Origin of the sequence: Thiothrix eikelboomii (assembly GCF_900167255.1) — a bacterium.
In the GTDB taxonomy this organism is placed as follows: Bacteria; Pseudomonadota; Gammaproteobacteria; order Thiotrichales; family Thiotrichaceae; genus Thiolinea; species Thiolinea eikelboomii.
In genome coordinates, this window is sequence record NZ_FUYB01000010.1 from 1 (window position 1) to 19,236 (window position 19,236).

General features: G+C 46.1%; 18 protein-coding genes and 1 pseudogene. 3 read left to right on the forward strand and 16 right to left on the reverse strand.

Going from position 1 to position 19,236, the window contains the following annotated elements; genetic code table 11:
• The 16 genes and pseudogenes from B5D50_RS10955 to rpsB all read right to left on the reverse strand — a co-directional run.
• A pseudogene (locus tag B5D50_RS10955) lies at positions 1–467 on the reverse strand (collagen-like protein); the annotation flags it as partial.
• A 244-nt stretch (positions 468–711) separates the two neighbouring features.
• Positions 712–1,287 (reverse strand): ribonuclease HII, encoded by a 576-nt coding sequence (gene rnhB / locus B5D50_RS10960; RefSeq protein WP_078922690.1) that lies wholly within the window; start codon positions 1,285–1,287, stop codon positions 712–714.
• On the reverse strand, positions 1,284–2,426 hold the full coding sequence (lpxB, locus tag B5D50_RS10965; protein WP_078922691.1) for a lipid-A-disaccharide synthase: 1,143 nt from the start codon (positions 2,424–2,426) through the stop codon (positions 1,284–1,286). Before lpxB ends, rnhB begins: the two co-directional genes overlap by 4 nt.
• 3 nt (positions 2,427–2,429) lie before the next feature.
• Entirely contained in the window at positions 2,430–3,200 is a 771-nt protein-coding gene (gene lpxA, locus B5D50_RS10970) for an acyl-ACP--UDP-N-acetylglucosamine O-acyltransferase (protein ID WP_078922692.1), read from the reverse strand.
• Complete coding sequence (gene fabZ / locus B5D50_RS10975; protein WP_078922693.1) at positions 3,197–3,646, reverse strand: 3-hydroxyacyl-ACP dehydratase FabZ; 450 nt, start codon at positions 3,644–3,646, stop codon at positions 3,197–3,199. Before fabZ ends, lpxA begins: the two co-directional genes overlap by 4 nt.
• A 5-nt stretch (positions 3,647–3,651) precedes the next feature.
• Positions 3,652–4,692 (reverse strand): UDP-3-O-(3-hydroxymyristoyl)glucosamine N-acyltransferase, encoded by a 1,041-nt coding sequence (lpxD, locus tag B5D50_RS10980; RefSeq protein WP_078922694.1) that lies wholly within the window; start codon positions 4,690–4,692, stop codon positions 3,652–3,654.
• A 2-nt stretch (positions 4,693–4,694) separates the two neighbouring features.
• Entirely contained in the window at positions 4,695–5,282 is a 588-nt protein-coding gene (locus B5D50_RS10985; protein WP_078922695.1) for an OmpH/Skp family outer membrane protein, read from the reverse strand.
• A gap of 34 nt (positions 5,283–5,316) precedes the next feature.
• A complete protein-coding gene (gene bamA, locus B5D50_RS10990) occupies positions 5,317–7,608 on the reverse strand; it encodes an outer membrane protein assembly factor BamA (protein WP_078922696.1) in 2,292 nt (763 codons plus the stop codon).
• Positions 7,608–8,984 (reverse strand): RIP metalloprotease RseP, encoded by a 1,377-nt coding sequence (gene rseP / locus B5D50_RS10995; protein WP_078922697.1) that lies wholly within the window; start codon positions 8,982–8,984, stop codon positions 7,608–7,610. Before rseP ends, bamA begins: the two co-directional genes overlap by 1 nt.
• Entirely contained in the window at positions 8,981–10,159 is a 1,179-nt protein-coding gene (gene ispC, locus B5D50_RS11000; protein ID WP_078922698.1) for a 1-deoxy-D-xylulose-5-phosphate reductoisomerase, read from the reverse strand. The genes rseP and ispC overlap by 4 nt, the downstream gene beginning before the upstream one ends.
• A gap of 3 nt (positions 10,160–10,162) precedes the next feature.
• Positions 10,163–10,972 (reverse strand): phosphatidate cytidylyltransferase, encoded by an 810-nt coding sequence (locus B5D50_RS11005; RefSeq protein WP_078922699.1) that lies wholly within the window; start codon positions 10,970–10,972, stop codon positions 10,163–10,165.
• The gene (locus tag B5D50_RS11010) at positions 10,965–11,717 is read right to left on the reverse strand and encodes an isoprenyl transferase (RefSeq protein ID WP_078922700.1); all 753 of its coding nucleotides are present in this window, start codon (positions 11,715–11,717) and stop codon (positions 10,965–10,967) included. The genes B5D50_RS11005 and B5D50_RS11010 overlap by 8 nt, the downstream gene beginning before the upstream one ends.
• Positions 11,718–11,735: 18 nt before the next feature.
• Complete coding sequence (gene frr / locus B5D50_RS11015) at positions 11,736–12,293, reverse strand: ribosome recycling factor (protein WP_078922701.1); 558 nt, start codon at positions 12,291–12,293, stop codon at positions 11,736–11,738.
• Positions 12,294–12,296: 3 nt separating this feature from the next.
• Entirely contained in the window at positions 12,297–13,010 is a 714-nt protein-coding gene (gene pyrH / locus B5D50_RS11020; protein ID WP_078922702.1) for a UMP kinase, read from the reverse strand.
• A gap of 98 nt (positions 13,011–13,108) precedes the next feature.
• Positions 13,109–13,996, reverse strand: a complete 888-nt coding sequence (gene tsf, locus B5D50_RS11025) for a translation elongation factor Ts (protein ID WP_078922703.1) — start codon at positions 13,994–13,996, stop codon at positions 13,109–13,111.
• Positions 13,997–14,035: 39 nt separating this feature from the next.
• The gene (rpsB, locus tag B5D50_RS11030) at positions 14,036–14,815 is read right to left on the reverse strand and encodes a 30S ribosomal protein S2 (RefSeq protein ID WP_078922704.1); all 780 of its coding nucleotides are present in this window, start codon (positions 14,813–14,815) and stop codon (positions 14,036–14,038) included.
• Positions 14,816–15,035: 220 nt separating this feature from the next.
• Between rpsB and map the strand changes: the two genes are divergently transcribed.
• The 3 genes from map to B5D50_RS11045 all read left to right on the forward strand — a co-directional run bounded on the left by map (position 15,036) and on the right by B5D50_RS11045 (position 19,166).
• The gene (gene map / locus B5D50_RS11035) at positions 15,036–15,845 is read left to right on the forward strand and encodes a type I methionyl aminopeptidase (RefSeq protein WP_078922705.1); all 810 of its coding nucleotides are present in this window, start codon (positions 15,036–15,038) and stop codon (positions 15,843–15,845) included.
• Positions 15,842–18,493, forward strand: a complete 2,652-nt coding sequence (gene glnD, locus B5D50_RS11040; protein WP_078922706.1) for a [protein-PII] uridylyltransferase — start codon at positions 15,842–15,844, stop codon at positions 18,491–18,493. Before map ends, glnD begins: the two co-directional genes overlap by 4 nt.
• 142 nt (positions 18,494–18,635) lie before the next feature.
• On the forward strand, positions 18,636–19,166 hold the full coding sequence (locus tag B5D50_RS11045) for a hypothetical protein (RefSeq protein WP_078922707.1): 531 nt from the start codon (positions 18,636–18,638) through the stop codon (positions 19,164–19,166).
• Positions 19,167–19,236: the final 70 nt, after the last annotated feature.

A 19,236-nucleotide genomic window follows, 5' to 3' on the forward strand; every position in this document is an offset into this window, starting at 1 on the left:
TCGCCTTTAGAACCTTGTGCACCAGTATTACCTGTGTCGCCTTTAGCACCTTGAGCACCATTAGTTCCGTTAGTCCCTGCATTACCTTGTGAACCCTGTGCACCTTGAGCACCATTAGTTCCGTTAGTCCCTGCATTACCTTGCGAGCCTTGTGAACCTGTATTACCTGTAGAGCCTTGAGCACCCTGAGAGCCTTGTGCGCCTTGAGAGCCATGATTATGGCCACCACCGCCACAAGTATTGCAACCACCGTGGTTAGAACCGCCTTGGCCTTGAACACTTTGCAGTAACTGCATGATCAATGTGATCATTAAGGACAGCATTTGGAACTGAGAAGTGCCACCACCGGACAATAAAGAAGCAAAATCAAGAGCGCCGCCACCCGTATAGTTAGTGGTTGCGGTAGTACCAGTCGAACCCTGAGTACTAGTAGTATTACTTGTATTATTATTCACAGAAAGTGTCATTATTTGATTCTCCTAAACACTCATTTAACATGGCAAAGCTTTTTTTAAACTCGTCTATATAGCTCTGCGTTTTTGATCTAGTCACGCTATGCAGCAATCCATGTGAAGCATTTAACCGAGCACTTCGTCCTTGTTTGGTCTTGTTGATCGCTGTCAGAAGCATTTGTAGCGGACAGTGCTACAAACATCCAAAGCTAATAGGACAAGCGGGGAAGAATCAAAAATAAATGGTTGACAAGCAGAATTAGTTTTGGAAGAGAATTTTAATGGGTTTGAAAGAGCGGCGATGAATGGGTAGAACACCATATTGACGAATGGCATTTAAATGCAAGGGGGTCGGATAACCCTTGTGTTGGGCGAAACCATAAGCAGGATATAATTGATCTAAGCGTACTAATTCAGCATCGCGGCTTACTTTGGCTAAAATAGAAGCGGCACTGATCGCGGGAATAAGGGCATCCCCACCGATAATCGCTTGCATAGCATAGTTGATGTTAGGACAACGATTACCGTCAATCAGAACTTGATCAGGTTGAATAGCTAAGCCTTCCAGTGCACGTTGCATCGCTAAAAAGGTGGCTTGCAGAATATTGAGCCGATCAATTTCCTCGACTTCAGCACGACCTAAACTCCAAGCCAAGGCTTTTAAGCGAATTTCAGCGGCTAAAGCTTCGCGCTTTTTAGCCGACAGTTTTTTGGAATCGGCTAAACCTTCAATCGGTTGAGCCGGATCAAGAATGACAGCAGCAGCAACCACTGCACCGGCTAAAGGGCCACGTCCTACTTCATCGACACCTGCAATTAACTGCAATGAACTCATGTGAATCGTTCCAAGATGGCTTTAGCCGCATGATTACTGGCATCACCACGTAATTGCAGCTGCAACGCTTTAAAACGCTCGAGTAAATAAGCTTTGCGCTCAGGGGCTATGTGCATCAAACTTTCAAGCGCTGCGGCTAATTCAGGTGGATTCGCTCGATCTTGGAGCAATTCAGGGACTAGTTCTTCACCCGCTAAATTATTTGGCAGGGTGACATAGTTAACCTTTGCCAGTTTAAAGGTATGAATCAGCCACCAAGTAATGGGCGATACTCGATAAGCAGCGACCATTAAACGCCCTGAAAGCATCCCCTCTAATACCGCAGTACCCGAAGCCATTAAAAGATAGTCAGCAGCTTGCATAACTACACGTGACTGCCCCTCTACATAAGTCACGGGTAGCTCAGGAGCGACTTGCTGTTGAATCGTTTGCAACCGCGCTTTTAAATCAGCCCGTACCGTTGGAAGAACCAGTTGTAAATCAGGATATTTCAGCTTTAAGATTTGCGCGGTTTGTATAAATACCGCCCCCAATGCTTGGATTTCCTTGGTTCGACTGCCGGGTAGAATCCCTAACACTGGTTGATCCCGTGCTAAACCCAGTCGCTGGCGCGCTGTACTGGCTTTAGCCGCAAAAGACAATTCGTCTGCTAAAGGATGTCCGACAAATTGGGCGGGGACTTGATGTTTTTTATAAAAATCCACTTCAAAGGGGAATAAGGTCAACATCAAGTCAATCTTGCCTTGAATTTTTTTAACGCGCCCTTCACGCCAAGCCCAAATGGAGGGGCTAACATAATGAACGGTAGGAATACCCTCTGCATGTAAACTAGCCGCTAAGGGTAAATTAAAATCCGGTGCATCCACCCCAATAAACAAATCGGGGGGTGTCTCAAGCCAACGCTGTTTTAATTGCCGTCGGATTGACAATAAAGCCGGTAAATCCTTCAAAACCTCGACCAAGCCCATCACGGAAAGCTTGTCTAGCGGAAATAAACTCGTACAACCAGCGGCTTGCATTTCAGGGCCCGCAATCCCCTCAAACACTAAATCAGGCTGCATTTGCTTTAAGGCGAGGATTAAACGAGCGGCGAGTAAATCACCTGAAGCTTCACCTGCAATAATCGCAATACGTTGCATAACTTAGCGAATCACACCGCGTTGACTGGCTTGAACAAATTCAATCAAACACTGAATATCGGCAAATTCACCATATTCAGCCTCTAATTGCAGGAGTGCCTCTTTCAACGTAATTTGTTGACGATAGAGCAAACGATAGCTGTCTTTAATCCGCTGAATTGCTTCAGGTGAGAAACCATTGCGCTTTAAACCTTCAGCATTAATTCCACGCGGTACTGCAGGTGCACCATTGGCCATCGTATACGGTGGCACATCTTTACCAATCGCACTGCCCATTCCGGTAAAGGCATATTCGCCAATCGTACAAAACTGATGCACCAAGGTAAAACCACCCAGAATCGCATAATCACGCACTTCGACATGGCCTGCCAAGGTGGCACTATTTGCAAACACGGTATGATTTCCGACGATACAATCATGGGCGATATGCACATAAGCCATAATCCAGTTATCGTGACCAATCACGGTTTTGCCTTGATCTTGCACCGTGCCACGGTTCAAGGTACAGCCTTCGCGCAGCACATTGCGGTCACCAATAATCAGCTCAGTCGGCTCACCTTGGTATTTTTTATCTTGTGGCATCGCCCCTACTGAGGCGAATTGAAAAATATGATTATCCTCACCAATGCGCGTAGGGCCGTCAATCACCACATGAGAAGCCACACGAGTACCACGACCAATCGTCACTTGCTCACCAATCAGGCTATAAGCCCCGATTTCAACCTCGTCCGCCAGTTGAGCCGTAGGATGAATAATAGCCGTGGGGTGAATCAAATCGCACCTTCTTTAGCCGCACAGATCAATTCGGCTGAGGCGACTAATTCGCCATCGACCGTTGCTTTGGTATTGAATACCCACATAATGCCTTTTTTCTTAACGATTTCAGCTTCTAATAGCAGCTGATCACCCGGCTCTACTTGGCGTTTAAAGCGAGCCTTATCGACTGCTACGAGCATATACAAGGTATTGGGTTGTGGCTCAGCACTCATGGTGCGAAAGCCTAATAAGCCGGTGGATTGTGCCATTGCTTCAATAATCAGCACCCCCGGCATAATCGGTTTATTGGGAAAATGACCATTAAAAAATGGCTCATTGGCAGTTACATTTTTAATTGCCTTAATATAACGTCCCTCTTCTAACTCAAGGACTCGATCGACCAATAAAAAGGGATAGCGATGCGGAAGAAAATTTTTGATTTCATTCACAGTCATGACGGACATAAAGCCTAATCCTTATTCTTTTGTAGCTCAGCTAATTGTTTTTCGAGCTTAGCTAAGCGTCTTGCCATTTGATCTAACTGCCGGAAACGTACTGCATTTTTACGCCATAAGCTATGCTCTTCAACCGTCACACCCGAAGAATAGACCCCCGGCTCAGTAATCGAATTGATGACAAAACTAGTCCCCGTGATAATAACTCGATCTGCAATCGTTAAATGCCCAGCAATCGAACACATCCCCGAAATTTGGCAATGGCTACCAATCCGCGCACTGCCAGCAATCCCCGTACAACCCGCAATCACCGTATGATCACCAATCTGGACATTGTGTGCCAGATGAATATGGTTATCTAATTTGACACCGTTGCCAATGCGCGTACTCCCCATTGCAGCACGGTCGATACAGGTATTAGCACCGATTTCTACATCATCACCAATAACCACATTGCCGACTTGTGGTATTTTATACCACCCTGCTGCTTCAGGCACAAACCCGAAACCGTCAGCACCGATCACAGCACCTGAATGGATCAGCGCACGATCACCTATTTCAGTATCGCTGTACAAAACCACCTTTGGGTACAGCAAGGAGTGTGCACCGAGCTTAACTTTAGTCCCTAAAACACAGCCAGCCCCAATGACAGTTTCTGCCCCCACGCGCACACCGGCCTCTAAGACGGCATGAGCGCCGATATGCACGCCTTCACCGAGTTCTACATCCTCAGCAATCACTGCACTTGGGTGAATCCCTGCCGCAGGGCGAACCATCGGATTAAAGAGGGTGACAACACGGGCATACGTCAAATAAGGATTAGTACTAATCAGGGCATCCCCCTGATAGTGGGCGGCTAAATCAGCCGTCAAAATCAAAGCGCCTGCTTTAGAGGTAGGCAACAGATGAACATATTTGCGATCACGGATATAACTAAGCTCTTGGGCTTGCGCGTGCTCAATTGAGGCGACTGCGTGAATCAGCTTGTTAGCCTGCCCCTGAATTTGAGTTTGAGTGGCAGCGGCAAGCTCTGCTAACGTCCAAGTTTTGCTCATGCTTACTCTCCGCTGGCGGGTTTCGTCGGATTAGATTCATTAGCGCCATCGGTATCCACCACTGCTTTGGCGCTATCGAACTGCTGCTGTAAATAGGCTAAAACCTTATCGGTTAAATTCACACGAGCACTGGCTACGATATAATTGCTTTCTCGAAACACAATATCAATCTGTCCTTCGGCACGGACGGCCTCAACCGCTTGCTCAACTTGTTCTTGCACTTTTTCTAAAGCAGCATCTTTGGCAAAGCGAATTTCCTCACGCAAGTCTTCTTGCTTACGACTGTAATCCCGCTCTAGAGTACGCAGTTCGCGTTCGCGTTGCACTCGTTGTGCCTCTGGCAATACATCCCCTGTGGATTGCAAAGTCTCACGCGCCCGCTGCAACTCAAGCTGCTCTTGAGCGAGTGCGGTTTCACGGGCTGCAAATAAAGACTCTAACCGCTTACCCTCAGCGGCTGCTTGCGGTGCTTGCTCTAAGACTTTCACTAAATTCACCACAGCAATGCGATAAGGTGGAATCGGATCTTCCGCCCACCCAGAACTTGTGAATAAACTCAGTAATAAGACCAGCAGCCTTAAATGCAGCACAGTTAATTATCCTAATCCTTGGATCAGCACCTCATTAGAAGGAGGCACCAATACTAAACTGTAAACTTTGCTCTTTATCCCCATCCTTTGCATTCAATGGCTTAGCATAGCTCACTTCAAAAGGACCAATCGGTGATAACCAAACCACCCCTAAACCGGCTGAATAACGTATCTCAGCTGAGTCAAAATTATCGCTAGTATCGAACACATTACCCGCATCCACGAAAGCACTCATTTTGACACTTTTCACATCGGATGCTAAGGGCATAGGGAAGAGCACTTCAGCCGTAGTTGTCAATAAAGCATCTCCCCCTTTGGCATCACCTTTTGAATCTAAAGGCCCTAAACTATTCTGCTCATAACCACGAACCGAACGAATGCCACCGGCGGTGTATTTTTCAAAGAAAGGTAGACCGTCTAAATCACCCTGCCCTTTGCCCACCGCAACTTTAGCTTTCAGCGAGAAGGTCACATCATCGGTAATCGCTTTATAGAAAGCACCATCATAAGCAAATTTCGTGTATTGCAAATCACTCCCCGGTAGAGCACTTTGAATCGAGAGGCGATGACGTTGACCTGCATTCGGGAAAATACTGCGATTGCGGGTATCGTGTACATAGCTGAGAGTTAACGGCAATTGCTTATATTCTAAACCATGCTTATCGGTAAATTCTTTAATGTGATCGGCAGGAGCAGTACCTAGAATAATCTTGCGTTGCTCAGCCCCAGCGGTAAAACTAACCGAATCATTTTCACTCAAAGGAAAAGCAAATTTGACATTTGCCCCAAACTTATCCGAGGCATAAGCAGAAATATCCTCCGCTTCAGCATCGTACTCGTTGTAATAAATACTAAAGCCGCGACTCAAACCCTCAGGGGTATAATAAGGATTATCATAAGAAATCAGAAAATTACGATTCGACTCACTGTTATCAATATTAACTTCTAGCTGCTTACCCGTTCCCATAAAATTATCTTGGGTGACCGCTAAATTAACCAGTAAACCTTGTGACTGTGAATACCCCGCCCCAATGCGGAATTGATTGGAAGAGCGCTCACTAACAATTACATTCAAATCAACCTGATCCGGTGTACCCGCCACTGGCTCAGTGGTAATCCGCACCTCTTCAACATAGGGTAAACGCTGTAAACGCACTTTGGAGCGCTCAAGTTGCTCAGCGGCAAACCATGAGCTTTCTAATTGGCGTAACTCACGACGATAGACTTCATCTTTAGTGCGATTATTACCGCGAATATTAATCCGGCGGACATAAGTACGTTTACCACTATCCACATTTAAACTGATATTTACAATCTTGCGCGCTTCATCAATATCCGGTTTCGCACCAATTTTGGAAAAGGCATAGCCCTGCTCACCCAAATAAGTCGATAAGTTTTTACGACTTTCTTCTAAAGCTTTTTGAGAGAAAACCTCACCCTGACGCAGTTTCATAGAGTCTTGGACTTGCTGCTTAGTTAAGCGCTCGACACCATAGACATCCACCGTGCCAATTTTATATTGATCACCTTCATTGACACTGATGGTGATAAAAACCCCTTGCTTATCGGGAGTGAGTGAAACTTGCGTGGAAACAATTTCAAAATTCAAATAGCCACGGTCACGATAGAAAGAATTCAAAGCCTCTAAATCGCCGACTAATTTTTCTTTAGCAAACTTATCACGGCTACTGAGCATGGGAATGGATAGAGTACGTGGCGTACCTAGCTCTAATTGCGATAAGAGTTCTTGCTCGGAAAATGCTTTATTCCCGACAATTTTGACCTGTTTAATCCGTGCAATGCCGCCCTCTTTAACCGCGATATTCACTTTGGCCCGATTATTTGCGAGTGGCTCAATCGTGGTATCAACCTTGACACCATAATGCCCCATTGTCAGATATTGAGCTTCTAATTCACGCTGCATTTTCAACAAAGCTGCTTTATCCAGCATATCGCCCTTACCGACATTGGCGGCTTTCAGCGCTTGCAACAGCTGCTCAGTGGGCAGCTTGGAATTGCCGCTAATATTGATCTCACCAATCGTAGGGCGCTCAACAACCGTCACCACCAAGACATCGCCTTGACGGGCTAGCTGTACATCATCAAATAAGCCCGTGTCATATAATGCACGAATCGCAGCCGCTGAACGATTATCATCAAAAGCTTGCCCGACCCGGGCGGGCAAATAATTGAGGACAGTTGCCTGTGCCACACGATCTAGGCCACTGACTTGAATATCTTGCACCACAAAACTAGCAGCCCAAGCTGCCTGGGATGCTGCTAACAAGCTACTGACGATGGTCCAAGAAAGTGTTTGTTTTTTCATTAGTTCATTAACCGCATAATGTCGTTATACACCGCAAGCACCATGATGCACCCCACCACAGCCATGCCAAATCGCAATCCATATTCCTCAATACGAGGCGATACTGGGCTACCTTTAACAATTTCAATCACATAATACAGCAGATGCCCACCATCCAACATTGGAATCGGCAATAAATTCAAAACACCCAAGCTAATACTAACGACCGCTAAAAAGCCTAAATAATAAGGCAAACCCGCTGAGGCCGTTTCACCCGAATATTTGGCAATCGTCACCGGACCACTAATATTTTTCAGGGACACTTCACCCGTCAACATCCGCCCCATTAACTTCAGCGTCACCAACGACATTTGCCAAGTTTTTTCAATACTTTTAGTGACTGAATCCACTAAACCAAGGCGCTGGGTAAATTGTAAACTCGATAAAAGCTCAGGCGGTACACGCTCACCAACCCCTGCACCAATCTGCCCAACTGGTTTGCCATCCTTTTCTTTTAAAGCAGGTGTGACAACCAGCTCACTGACACCAGAAGTTCGTTCCACTTGCAAGGTAATCGGTTGATTGGCATGCTGCTGAATGTATTTAATAAATGCCTCGGCAGTTTCAGGCTTATGACCATCTGCCGCCAAGACCTTATCTTTAGGCTGCAGACCTGCTTGCTCTGCGGGTGAATTTGGCAAGATCTGCCCCAGCACTAGATCCAGTTTCGGTGACCAAGGCTCTAAACCAACCTTGGACAACACATCATTTTCTTCTTTAAATAGCGGCGTATTTGTTAAATCCAAAGTCCGCTCAGCGAGCTTAGCTTGTTGGGTTTCGACTTGGACTGTAATGGTTTTAGTAGATAAATACTCCTCAACTAAAGTCATCGCCGTTTCTTCAAACGTCGTCACGGGACGTTCATTGATTTGGGTAATTTTATCGCCGGGTTGGAAACCCGCGACGGCCGCAGGGGTATTGGCTAAAGGCTTAACCAACGGATGCATGGCCGGATTACCTGTCACACTAAACACGAGGAAATAAATCAAAATTGCTAAAATAAAATTAGCCACCGGCCCTGCAGCAACCACCGCGATCCGAGTCCATACCGATTGGCGATTAAACGCTCGATCAAGCTCTTCGGGTGCAACCTTGCCTTCACGCTCATCGAGCATCTTGACATAGCCCCCCAAAGGCAGGGCAGCAATCACATATTCGGTTTGATCTTTAGGTGAGACATAAGTCCAAAGAGGCTTGCCAAAGCCCACCGAAAATCGTAGGACCTTCACCCCAAGGCGACGGGCAACCCAGAAATGGCCAAACTCATGCACGGTCACTAAAATACCAATAGTGAGCAAAAAGGCCGGGAGAATGATCAGCAAGTTTTGTAAGTTCATAGCGCTGTATTATTTTTTATCCAAGATGATGAAGCGCTACGGCTTACCTGATCCTGAATAATCATATCCTCAAGTTGCACAGGAGTCCCTGCATCCGCTAATTTCATCACATCGCGGATCAAACGTGGAATATCCATGAAACCGATACGTCGTTCTAAGAAGGCTTGCACGGCAACTTCATTCGCGGCATTCAAAGCAATGGTCGCAAACCCACCTCGAGCATGCGCCTCATAGGCCAGCTCTAAACAAGGAAAGCGTGCAAGATCTGGTTTTTCGAAATCTAAACGGGCGATAGCAAATAAATCAAGCGGTGCGACACCTGACTCTATCCGCTCAGGCCAAGCCAACGCATAGGCAATTGGCGTGCGCATATCAGGATTCCCCAATTGGGCTAGTACTGAACCATCATTATAGGCCACCATCGAGTGCACGGTACTCTGTGGATGCACGACGACTTCAATCTGCTCGAGGGGGCTGGCAAATAGCCAGCTTGCCTCAATCACCTCTAAACCTTTATTCATCAAGGTCGCCGAATCGACCGAAATCTTTTGCCCCATCGACCAATTTGGGTGAGCTATCGCTTGCTCAGGTGTAACGGTATATAAATCAGCTAAGGGGCGTTGACGAAACGGACCACCTGAAGCGGTTAATAAAATCCGCTCGACCCCCTGTTTCCCCCCTTGCGAGGGTAAGCACTGAAAAATCGCATTATGCTCACTATCAATCGGCAATAACTCCGCCTTAGACTCACGGATTGCATCCATGAAGAGCCGCCCAGACATGACTAAAGCTTCTTTATTTGCCAGCAAGACTCGCTTACCCGCCCGAGCAGCCGCTAAGCTAGGCAACAAGCCAGCTGCCCCCACAATAGCTGCCATCACATAATCGGTATCAGGATGAGCTGCCACTTGTGCTAAGGCCGCCGGACCCGCGAGTACTTCGGTCTCAACATCAACTGCTTTTAAACGACCCGCTAATTGCTCGGCAGCTTGCTCATTCAGCATAACGGCATAACGCGGCTTATACGCCAAACACTGTACCAGCATAGCTTCAACATTGTGCTGAGCTGTTAAAGCAAAGACTCGAAACCGATTAGGGTGACGCTGCACGACCGCAAGAGTACTCGCCCCAATGCTACCGGTAGAACCTAAAATAGTTAGTGCTTTTAAACTCATGCCTTAAAATCTACCGATTACAAAAAGACCTAGGGTTAAAATCGGAATCGCTGCTAATAAACTATCTATACGATCTAAAATCCCGCCATGTCCGGGTAATAAATTCCCACTATCCTTCGCACCTGCTTGGCGTTTAATCAGACTTTCAAATAAATCGCCGGCAATGGACATCACCACCGCTAGCATTGAAAAACCAATAAAAACCAGTCCGCCACCGAGACTTAAGTCCGTAAACAACGCACCGATACAAGACCATAGCAAAGTCACCACCAGCGCCCCCATAGCACCTTCACGAGTTTTGCCGGGGCTTAAACTAGGCGCTAGCTTATGCTTCCCAAAACGCTTACCCGAGAAATAAGCCGCTATATCAGCGAAGGCAATTAAGCTAATCAGGTAAAATACATATGCATAATGCAGGGCATGTAAATAAGTGAGTGCATACCAAGAGCTAATTAAAACCACTACCCCTAGACTCGGTAATAGCCAAGGTCGCTGCTGATAATCAAGCGTTGTCGGTTGATAGCGATATAATAGAAATAAAATAAATCCCCAAGCGATCAAACTGATGCATAGCACTAAGAGCAGCGAGGGTTGGAGGAAAAAAATCAATTCCGCCAGCAGCAGATTAAACCCCACCGCCGCTAAACGAGTCCGTTGATGCGTAAAACCCGTTAATCCCGCCCACTCCCAACTCCCTAAGCCGACGATAATCAAGAGTGCCAACTGATCGAAAACAGCATTAGGCAACCAGAAAATCGCTAAGGACACCAAGATAGCAAGAATAAGCCCCGTGATTATGCGTTGTTTAAGCATGCGAATCTCCTGGCGGACCTTGGATTTGCTCACTCGTCATCCCAAAGCGCCTTTGCCGATGTGCATAGGCATTAAAAGCGTCTTGCAAGGCTGGCTCATCAAACTCTGGCCACAATTTATCGGTGAAATACAGTTCAGTATAAGCTAATTGCCAGAGTAAGAAATTACTAATCCGCTGTTCCCCTCCGGTGCGAATGAATAAATCAGGTTCAGGTAAACCAAAGGTTGACATTTCCTGATCTAAATCACGCTCCGTCACTTGCTGAGCGCTTAACTCGCCCTTGGCTACCTTTGCAGCTATTTTTTGAGTAGCCTGCAAAATATCCCAACGCCCACCATAATTCGCGGCAATGAATAACACCATGCCCTTGCAATGCCCGGTTTGCTGCTCTACATGAGTAATCTTTTCTTGCAAAGAACTTGAGAATGCCGAACGATCACCGATAAAGCGCATCCGCACCTGATGGCGAATTAAGCCTGCGGTTTCCCGCTCCAAGACCAACATGAATAGCGACATTAAGCCATTCACTTCTTCAATAGGGCGCTTCCAATTTTCACTGCTAAACGCAAATAAGGTGAGGCACTCCACTCCGGCCTGATTACAGGCGCGAATCACTCTACGAACTGCCTCAACACCCCGTTGATGCCCAATTAAGCGGGGCATAAAGCGTGCTTTAGCCCAGCGCCCATTGCCGTCCATCACAATGGCAACATGCCGAGGAACGGCTTTTGCTTCAACTTGCATGTGCCAGCTCCACAACCATTAGATAGCCATCAGATCCTTTTCTTTCTTCTCAAAGACGGCTTCTACTTCTTTGATATATTTATCGGTGAGTTTTTGCACATTGTCTTCTGCACGGCGCTCTTCATCCTCAGAAATGGTTTTATCCTTTTCCAACGCCTTCAGCTCGCCATTAGCATCGCGCCGAATATTTCGAATCGCCACGCGCGCGCCTTCTGCTTCATTCTTAACGACTTTAACCAAATCACGCCGCCGTTCTTCAGTTAATGCGGGAACTGGCACGCGAATCACCGTGCCTGCAACTGCTGGATTTAAACCTAGATCCGATTTCAGAATCGCTTTCTCAATCACCGCGACCATCGGCTTTTCCCAAGGCGTGATGCTTAAAGTGCGCGCATCTTCAATCGCAATATTGGCGACTTGGCTTAAAGCCATCATGCTGCCGTAATAATCCACGCTAATATGATCTAACAAACTAGGATGTGCACGACCAGTACGAATTTTAGTTAATTCGTTCTTTAAGGATTCAATACTTTTCTGCATGCGGGATTCCGCACTTTTCATAATATCGCTAATCATTTCTTAAACCTCTACTAGAGTACCCACAGGCTCACCACGGACAATCGCATGAAGTGCACCTGCAGCAAACATATCAAACACTCGCAATGGTAATTGGTTATCACGACACATCACCATCGCAGTTAAATCCATCACCCCTAACTGCTTAGCAATCGCTTCATCAAACGATAATTGCTCATAGCGCACCGCTGTTGGATGCTTTTTGGGATCAGCCGTATAGATACCATCTACTTTAGTCGCTTTCAGCAATAAATCAGCTTGCAACTCGACGGCGCGTAAACTGGCTGCAGTATCGGTCGTGAAAAAGGGATTACCGGTGCCAGCGGCACAAATAACCACCTCACCTTGCTCTAAATAACGACGCGCTTGATGGGCTGAGTAAGCCTCACCGACTTGAGCAATAGCCAAAGCAGGCAGGACGCGACAAGAACCACCCAATTGCTCCAGCTGATCTTGCATGGCAAGGGCATTCATGACCGTTGCAAGCATCCCCATTTGATCGCCACGCACCCGATCCATACCAGCAGCAGCTAAGGTAGCACCACGAAATAGATTGCCACCACCGATCACTAAAGCGACTTGTACCCCTAAGGCGCGCACTTCAAGGATTTCTGTTGCCACCCGTTTTAAAATAGTAGGATCAATACCCGAGTCTAGATCCCCCATTAAAGCTTCGCCGCTAAGCTTAAGAAGAATTCGGCGTGGTGCGGTGTTCATGCTGAAAATTTCCAGAACTTAAAGATGGCGTATTTATACAGATGAAAAGAAAAAGGGGCAACCATGTTGCCCCTGATCTTAATCACTTAAACGGCGCTTTAACCAGCTTGACGCGCTTGAGCGGCAACTTCTTCAGCGAAGTTTTCTTGCTTTTTCTCGATCCCTTCACCCGCTTCGAAGCGTGCAAAGCTTGTAACCGAGGCATTTTTGTTTTTCAACAATTGTGCAACTGTCACTGCTGAGTCTTTAACAAAGGCTTGTCCTAATAAAGTTAACTCAGACAAGAATTTACGCATTTTGCCTTCTAACATCTTTTCAGCAATGTCGCGGGGTTTACCCGTTTGCATAACAATATCCAATTGAATATCACGCTCACGGGCAATGCGCTCAGCGGGAACACTAGACTCGTCTAAACCAGCAGGGTTATTCCAAGCAACATGCATGGCTAAATCTTTACCTAGCTCAGCATCTGCGCCGGTGTAAACGACAACCACACCGATCTTATTATTGCTGTGCAGATAAGTAGCGAGATGACCATCACCCGCCTCAATCAACTGAGCACGGCGAACTTGAATATTTTCACCGATTTTTGCAATCAAAGCAGCGCGTGCTTCTTCCACTGTTTGACCACTCGCTAAGGCTACATTAGCCAAAGCGCTTGGATCAGTCACACCACTGCTCAATACCGCAGCAGCAACGGCTTCAGCAAACTCAATGAAATTAGTATCTTTAGCTACAAAGTCTGTTTCACTGTTGATTTCAACTAAAGCTGCTTTAGTTTGATCCGCATTTAAAGTAATCACCACCCGACCTTCAGCCGCGATCCGACCTGATTTCTTTTCCGCCTTTAATGCGCCTGATTTGCGCATTAAGTCGATCGCTGCTTCGATGTCACCTTGGGTTTCAGCCAGTGCTTTTTTGCACTCCATCATGCCTGCGCCAGTACGCTCACGCAGGTCTTTTACCATTGCCGCAGTAATTGTCATTACTAGACTCCTAAATTCCATCTAATAAGCTAAGCAGGATTATGCCTCGTCAGCGCTGTCATCAAGCTCAGCAGCCACCGCGACTTCTTCGACCTCTTCCTCAGCAGGCTCAGATAAATCAACACCTGACACCGCAGCTGAAGCATGACCTTCTTTGACGGCATCAGCTGCCGCTGATACATACAATTGAATGGCACGAATCGCATCATCATTCCCCGGAATGACATAATCCACGTCTTTGAGCGAGTTATTAGTATCCACTACCCCGATGACAGGAATACCTAACTTTTTCGCTTCTTGAATAGCAATTTTTTCATAACCCACGTCGATGACGAAAATCGCATCGGGTAAGCCTTTCATTTCTTTAATACCGCCGAGGCTACGCTCTAACTTTTCTTGCTCACGCTTAAGCATCAGAACTTCTTTTTTGTTTAAGCGCTCAATGCTGCCGTCATCAGACATTTTTTCTAATTCTTTCAAACGACGAATCGACTGCTTAACCGTTTTGAAGTTAGTCAACATACCGCCTAACCAGCGATAGTTAACATAAGGCATTTTGCAAGATTGGGCGGCCTCACGCACAGCATCACGTGCAGAACGCTTCGTACCAACGAACATGATCCGGCCACCACGTGAAGCCAATTTGCCAATGAAATTCATGGCATCATTGAACATAGGCAGGGTCAGCTCGAGGTTAACGATATGAATTTTGTTGCGTTCGCCGAAAATATACGGACCCATTTTAGGGTTCCAGTAACGAGTTTGGTGACCGAAATGGACACCCGCTTCCAGCATTTGACGCATAGTCACTTTAGGCATGTAAATCTCCTGATTTGGGTTAGGCCTCCACGTATCCCAAACCACTGACTCAAGTTTTAAGCGTTGTACTAAACTTAAGCACCCTTGATAGCTTGTGTCGATACGTGTGTGGATTAAATAATTACAAGTATAAAAATAATCTTGTTAATCTTGTTTGCCAAAAAGGCGTGCGCTTTATACCATGATTCGCCTTTAAGTGCTACTTTGGAATATAGAACAGATGGCCATCTCCATAAAAACACCCGAAGAAATTGAAAAAATGCGCCTCGCTGGCCGTCTAGCTGCCGAAGTGCTCGATATGATTGGACCTTATGTGAAACCCGGTGTGACCACGGGCGAGCTTAATGATATTTGCCACGAGTATATTGTGCAGGTACAAGGCGGGATTCCAGCCCCCTTAGGTTATGGCACACCGCCTTTTCCTAAGTCGATTTGTACCTCCGTCAATCATCAAATCTGCCACGGTATCCCCAGCGATAAAGTCTTGAAGAAGGGGGATTCAGTCAATATTGATATTACTGTGCTTAAAGATGGCTATCACGGTGATACCAGTAAAATGTTTCAAGTGGGTACACCTACCGTTCCCGCTGCACGCCTTGCGGAAATCACCCAAGAATGCATGTATTTAGGCATTCTGACGGTTAAACCGGGTGCGAGTTTAGGTGATATTGGTGCCGCGATTCAGCAACATGCAGAGAAACATTACTACTCTGTAGTGCGTGAATTTTGTGGGCATGGCATTGGTGCTAAATTCCATGAAGACCCACAAATTCTGCATTATGGTAAAGCTGGCAAAGGCGAGGTCATGCAAGCAGGGATGATCTTTACGATTGAGCCAATGATTAATCAAGGCAAACCTGACTTAAAAATCCTGCCAGATCAGTGGACGGCCGTCACCAAAGACCACAAACTATCCGCCCAATGGGAACATACCGTACTGGTGACTCAGGATGGCTTTGAAATTCTGACCTTACGCCCTGAAGAAGATGGCTGGTTAGAGCGTTTACGGGCAAAACTCAAATTAAAATGAATACTGACACACGTTTGAATCCGTTACTCGATCACTATCAAGAATTTAAAACCAGTACTTCGTCAACGTTAAAGCCTAGCGATTATGCAGGCTTTCTCAAAGAAGCTCGTAAGCGCTTAGCGGGTTATTTTCTGGAAAAATACCCGATTCGCTCACTGCTTTATTATCATGCTGGGCTGATTGATGTCATTTTACAAGAGCGCTGGCAACAAACCGGATTTAATGTATCAGAAGCAGCTTTAATCGCTGTCGGCGGCTACGGGCGCAAAGAATTACACCCCGCTTCAGATGTCGATTTATTAATTCTGCTCCATCAAGCACCCGATGCACTTGCTCAAGACCGTATTTCTCATTTCTTAACTTTTTTATGGGATATGGGGCTTGAAGTGGGGCATAGCGTGCGTACCCTCGACGAATGCTTACACACAGCACACACTGATTTAACGGTGATCACGAATTTAATTGAGGCACGGCTGTTAGCCGGTAGTCGTGACTTATATCATCAAATGCGTGCGGGTATTAGCCCAGAAAATATGTGGGATAGCCGGAGCTTTTTTCTGGCTAAACTAGAAGAACAAAAGGCGCGCTACTTACGTTTTGGTGATACCGCGTATCGAGTCGAACCTAATTTAAAAGAAGGGCCGGGTGGTTTACGGGATATTCACATGATTGGCTGGATCATTGAGCGTGAATATGGCCATCTTTCACTATCAGAATTGCATGAACATCGCTTACTGGATCAAAACGAGTATGAATGCCTACGTGAGGGGCGTGCCTTTTTATGGGGAATTCGCTTTGTTCTACATACCATTACCGGGCGCAAAGAAGATCGGCTGTTATTCGACTATCAGCATACTCTCGCTAAAACCTTTGGTTATGCTGCAGAGCAGCGCAATGAAGCGGTCGAAGCATTTATGCAGCGCTATTATAAAAGTATCACTGAATTAGAGCGTTTAACTGATGTGCTAATGGGCGTTCTCCGCGTCAAATTAGCGATTGATAAACAGCCACAACCGATTATGGTGGGCGAATGGTACGAAAAACGCGGCAATTTATTAGCAGTTAACTCCCTCGATACCTTCACGCTCTACCCGACAGCTTTATTAGAAATTTTTCTATTTCTGCAAAATACCCCAGGGGTCACTGGCCTTGATCCAGCAACGATTCGTTTGATGCGCAGCAATCTCCATCGCATGGATTCAGGCTTCCGGCAACAAGCTTGGCATCGACAAATCTTTATGCAGATTCTGCGTCAACCTAGTGGGATTACTTTTGTACTCCGCCTGATGAATCGCTACGGGATTTTAGCCGCTTATTTACCCGCTTTCGCCAATATTGTCGGACGAATGCAATACGACTTATTTCATGCTTATACGGTTGATGAACATACACTGTTTGTGATTAGTAATGTGCGCCGCTATAGCACCGAAAAAGGTGCGGCTGAATTTCCGATGTGCAGTGAAATCTTTAAGCGCTTACAAAAACCGGAAATTCTTTATTTAGCTGCACTCTTTCATGATATTGCTAAAGGACGTGGCGGGGATCACTCTGAGTTAGGCTCAGTCGATGCTTATGAGTTTTGCCGTGAGCATGGCTTAAATGTACATGATGCGTCTTTAGTAAGTTGGTTAGTGCAAAAGCATTTGCTCATGAGTGTGACTGCACAACGTAAAGACATTAGCGACCCTGTAGTAGTCGAAGAGTTCGCAGCACAAATTATTGCCCAAAACCGCTTAGATTATTTATTTCTACTCACCATTGCGGATATTAAAGGTACTAATCCCAAGCTTTGGAATAGTTGGAAACGGTCACTGCTCACCGAGTTGTATTTAAGTACTCGTAATTTACTCAATCAACGCTTACCTGCTTCAGAAAAATCTGGCTCGATTATTGCCCAAAAACGCAATTCAGCCTTAGAGTATTTAACACATCAGGGCTTTAGTGAGCAAGCTTGTCTCAAGCTTTGGAAAAATTTGGGTGAAGATTATTTATTACAGCACTCTGTAGAATCTATTTGTTGGCATGCACAGAATATCCTCAATACTGAGCCGAGTGATTTACCCTTAGTAAAAATGCGTGCAACCATTTCTGGCAGTAGTAATATTATTTTCATTTATAGTCCTGACTCACCGGATTTATTTACTCGAGTCGTTTCCACGCTCGAACAATTAAATCTAAATATCGTCCAAGCACGGATTGTTTCGGTCGAAGAAAATGGCTTTGACTTGTATACTCTACATATTCTCGGCCCTGATAATAAAATTCTAGATGATTTAGCGGATCAAAAGCATATTGTAGAGGTCATGCAGCGTAATTTACAGCGCGCACAATTCCAAGTTCGCCAACATCGTCCACCACGTATTTTGCGTAATTTCGATGTGCCAACTCGCATCAACTTCCGCCAGCAAGCCGATAAAAACCTCACCATTATGGAAGTCAGTACAGGGGATATGCCGGGTTTGCTGTCTCGAGTGGGGGAGGCTCTCGATCAAGCTGGAGTGCGGGTACACAATGCACGTATTACCACTTTAGGTGAGCAGGCTGAGGATATTTTCTATATCACGACTCGTGATGAAGAAACGATGATTACTGATCCTATCATGCAAACAAGTATCCGGCATGCCCTCGTCGAGGCCTTGAAAATTTAATTACCATTATCAACCTAATATCATTTGCTAATGACTCCTAGCTAGCCTATATACAAACGGTATGAGTGCCAATGAACTATCTAAATACTACTTTATTGAGTGCTTCTATCCCCCCTGTTAGGCATTGCTATGGAGAGTCTCTATGCTAGATAAGTTGAAAGAAAAAGCCACTGAGTTACTACAAGACGCTAAAGAAGGTGCTGAGGAGTTATTTGATACCGTATCCGATAAAGCTTCGGACTTAATGGATAGCATCAGTGAACAAGCAGAGGAAGCCCGTGATAAGGCGGCTGATTTAGCAGACTCAGCCAAAGAAACTGCGGCCGATGCTGTAGAAGCTACTAAGGAAGCCGCTAGCGACGTTGCTGATCAAGCTGAAGCAGCCGCTGCAGAAGCTAAAGACATGGCGGCCGATGCTGTAGAAGCTACTAAGGAAGCCGCCAGCGACGTTGCTGATCAAGCTGAAGCAGCCGCTGCAGAAGCTAAAGACATGGCAGCCGATGCTGTAGAAGCTACTAAGGAAGCCGCCAGCGACGCTGCTGATCAAGCAGAAGATGTCGCAGACGCAGCTAAAGACATGGCGGTCGATGCCGTCGATACGACTAAAGAAGCTGCTAGCCAACTCGCCGATCAGGCCGAAGAAGCGGCAGATCAAGCTTCTCGCAATACTTAAGTTTTAAAGTTTTACGCTAAGAGTAAAAGCCCCAATCAGGGGCTTTTACTTTAGGCTAGCTCGCCTGAGC

Coding starts and splice junctions, on each gene's coding strand:
- rnhB (WP_078922690.1), bottom strand. CDS start 1,287: ATGAGTTCATTGCAGTTAATTGCAGGTGTCGATGAAGTAGGACGTGGC.
- lpxB (WP_078922691.1), bottom strand. CDS start 2,426: ATGCAACGTATTGCGATTATTGCAGGTGAAGCTTCAGGTGATTTACTC.
- fabZ (WP_078922693.1), bottom strand. CDS start 3,646: ATGTCCGTCATGACTGTGAATGAAATCAAAAATTTTCTTCCGCATCGC.
- lpxD (WP_078922694.1), bottom strand. CDS start 4,692: ATGAGCAAAACTTGGACGTTAGCAGAGCTTGCCGCTGCCACTCAAACT.
- bamA (WP_078922696.1), bottom strand. CDS start 7,608: ATGAAAAAACAAACACTTTCTTGGACCATCGTCAGTAGCTTGTTAGCA.
- rseP (WP_078922697.1), bottom strand. CDS start 8,984: ATGAACTTACAAAACTTGCTGATCATTCTCCCGGCCTTTTTGCTCACT.
- ispC (WP_078922698.1), bottom strand. CDS start 10,159: ATGAGTTTAAAAGCACTAACTATTTTAGGTTCTACCGGTAGCATTGGG.
- B5D50_RS11005 (WP_078922699.1), bottom strand. CDS start 10,972: ATGCTTAAACAACGCATAATCACGGGGCTTATTCTTGCTATCTTGGTG.
- B5D50_RS11010 (WP_078922700.1), bottom strand. CDS start 11,717: ATGCAAGTTGAAGCAAAAGCCGTTCCTCGGCATGTTGCCATTGTGATG.
- frr (WP_078922701.1), bottom strand. CDS start 12,293: ATGATTAGCGATATTATGAAAAGTGCGGAATCCCGCATGCAGAAAAGT.
- pyrH (WP_078922702.1), bottom strand. CDS start 13,010: ATGAACACCGCACCACGCCGAATTCTTCTTAAGCTTAGCGGCGAAGCT.
- tsf (WP_078922703.1), bottom strand. CDS start 13,996: ATGACAATTACTGCGGCAATGGTAAAAGACCTGCGTGAGCGTACTGGC.
- rpsB (WP_078922704.1), bottom strand. CDS start 14,815: ATGCCTAAAGTGACTATGCGTCAAATGCTGGAAGCGGGTGTCCATTTC.
- map (WP_078922705.1), top strand. CDS start 15,036: ATGGCCATCTCCATAAAAACACCCGAAGAAATTGAAAAAATGCGCCTC.
- glnD (WP_078922706.1), top strand. CDS start 15,842: ATGAATACTGACACACGTTTGAATCCGTTACTCGATCACTATCAAGAA.
- B5D50_RS11045 (WP_078922707.1), top strand. CDS start 18,636: ATGCTAGATAAGTTGAAAGAAAAAGCCACTGAGTTACTACAAGACGCT.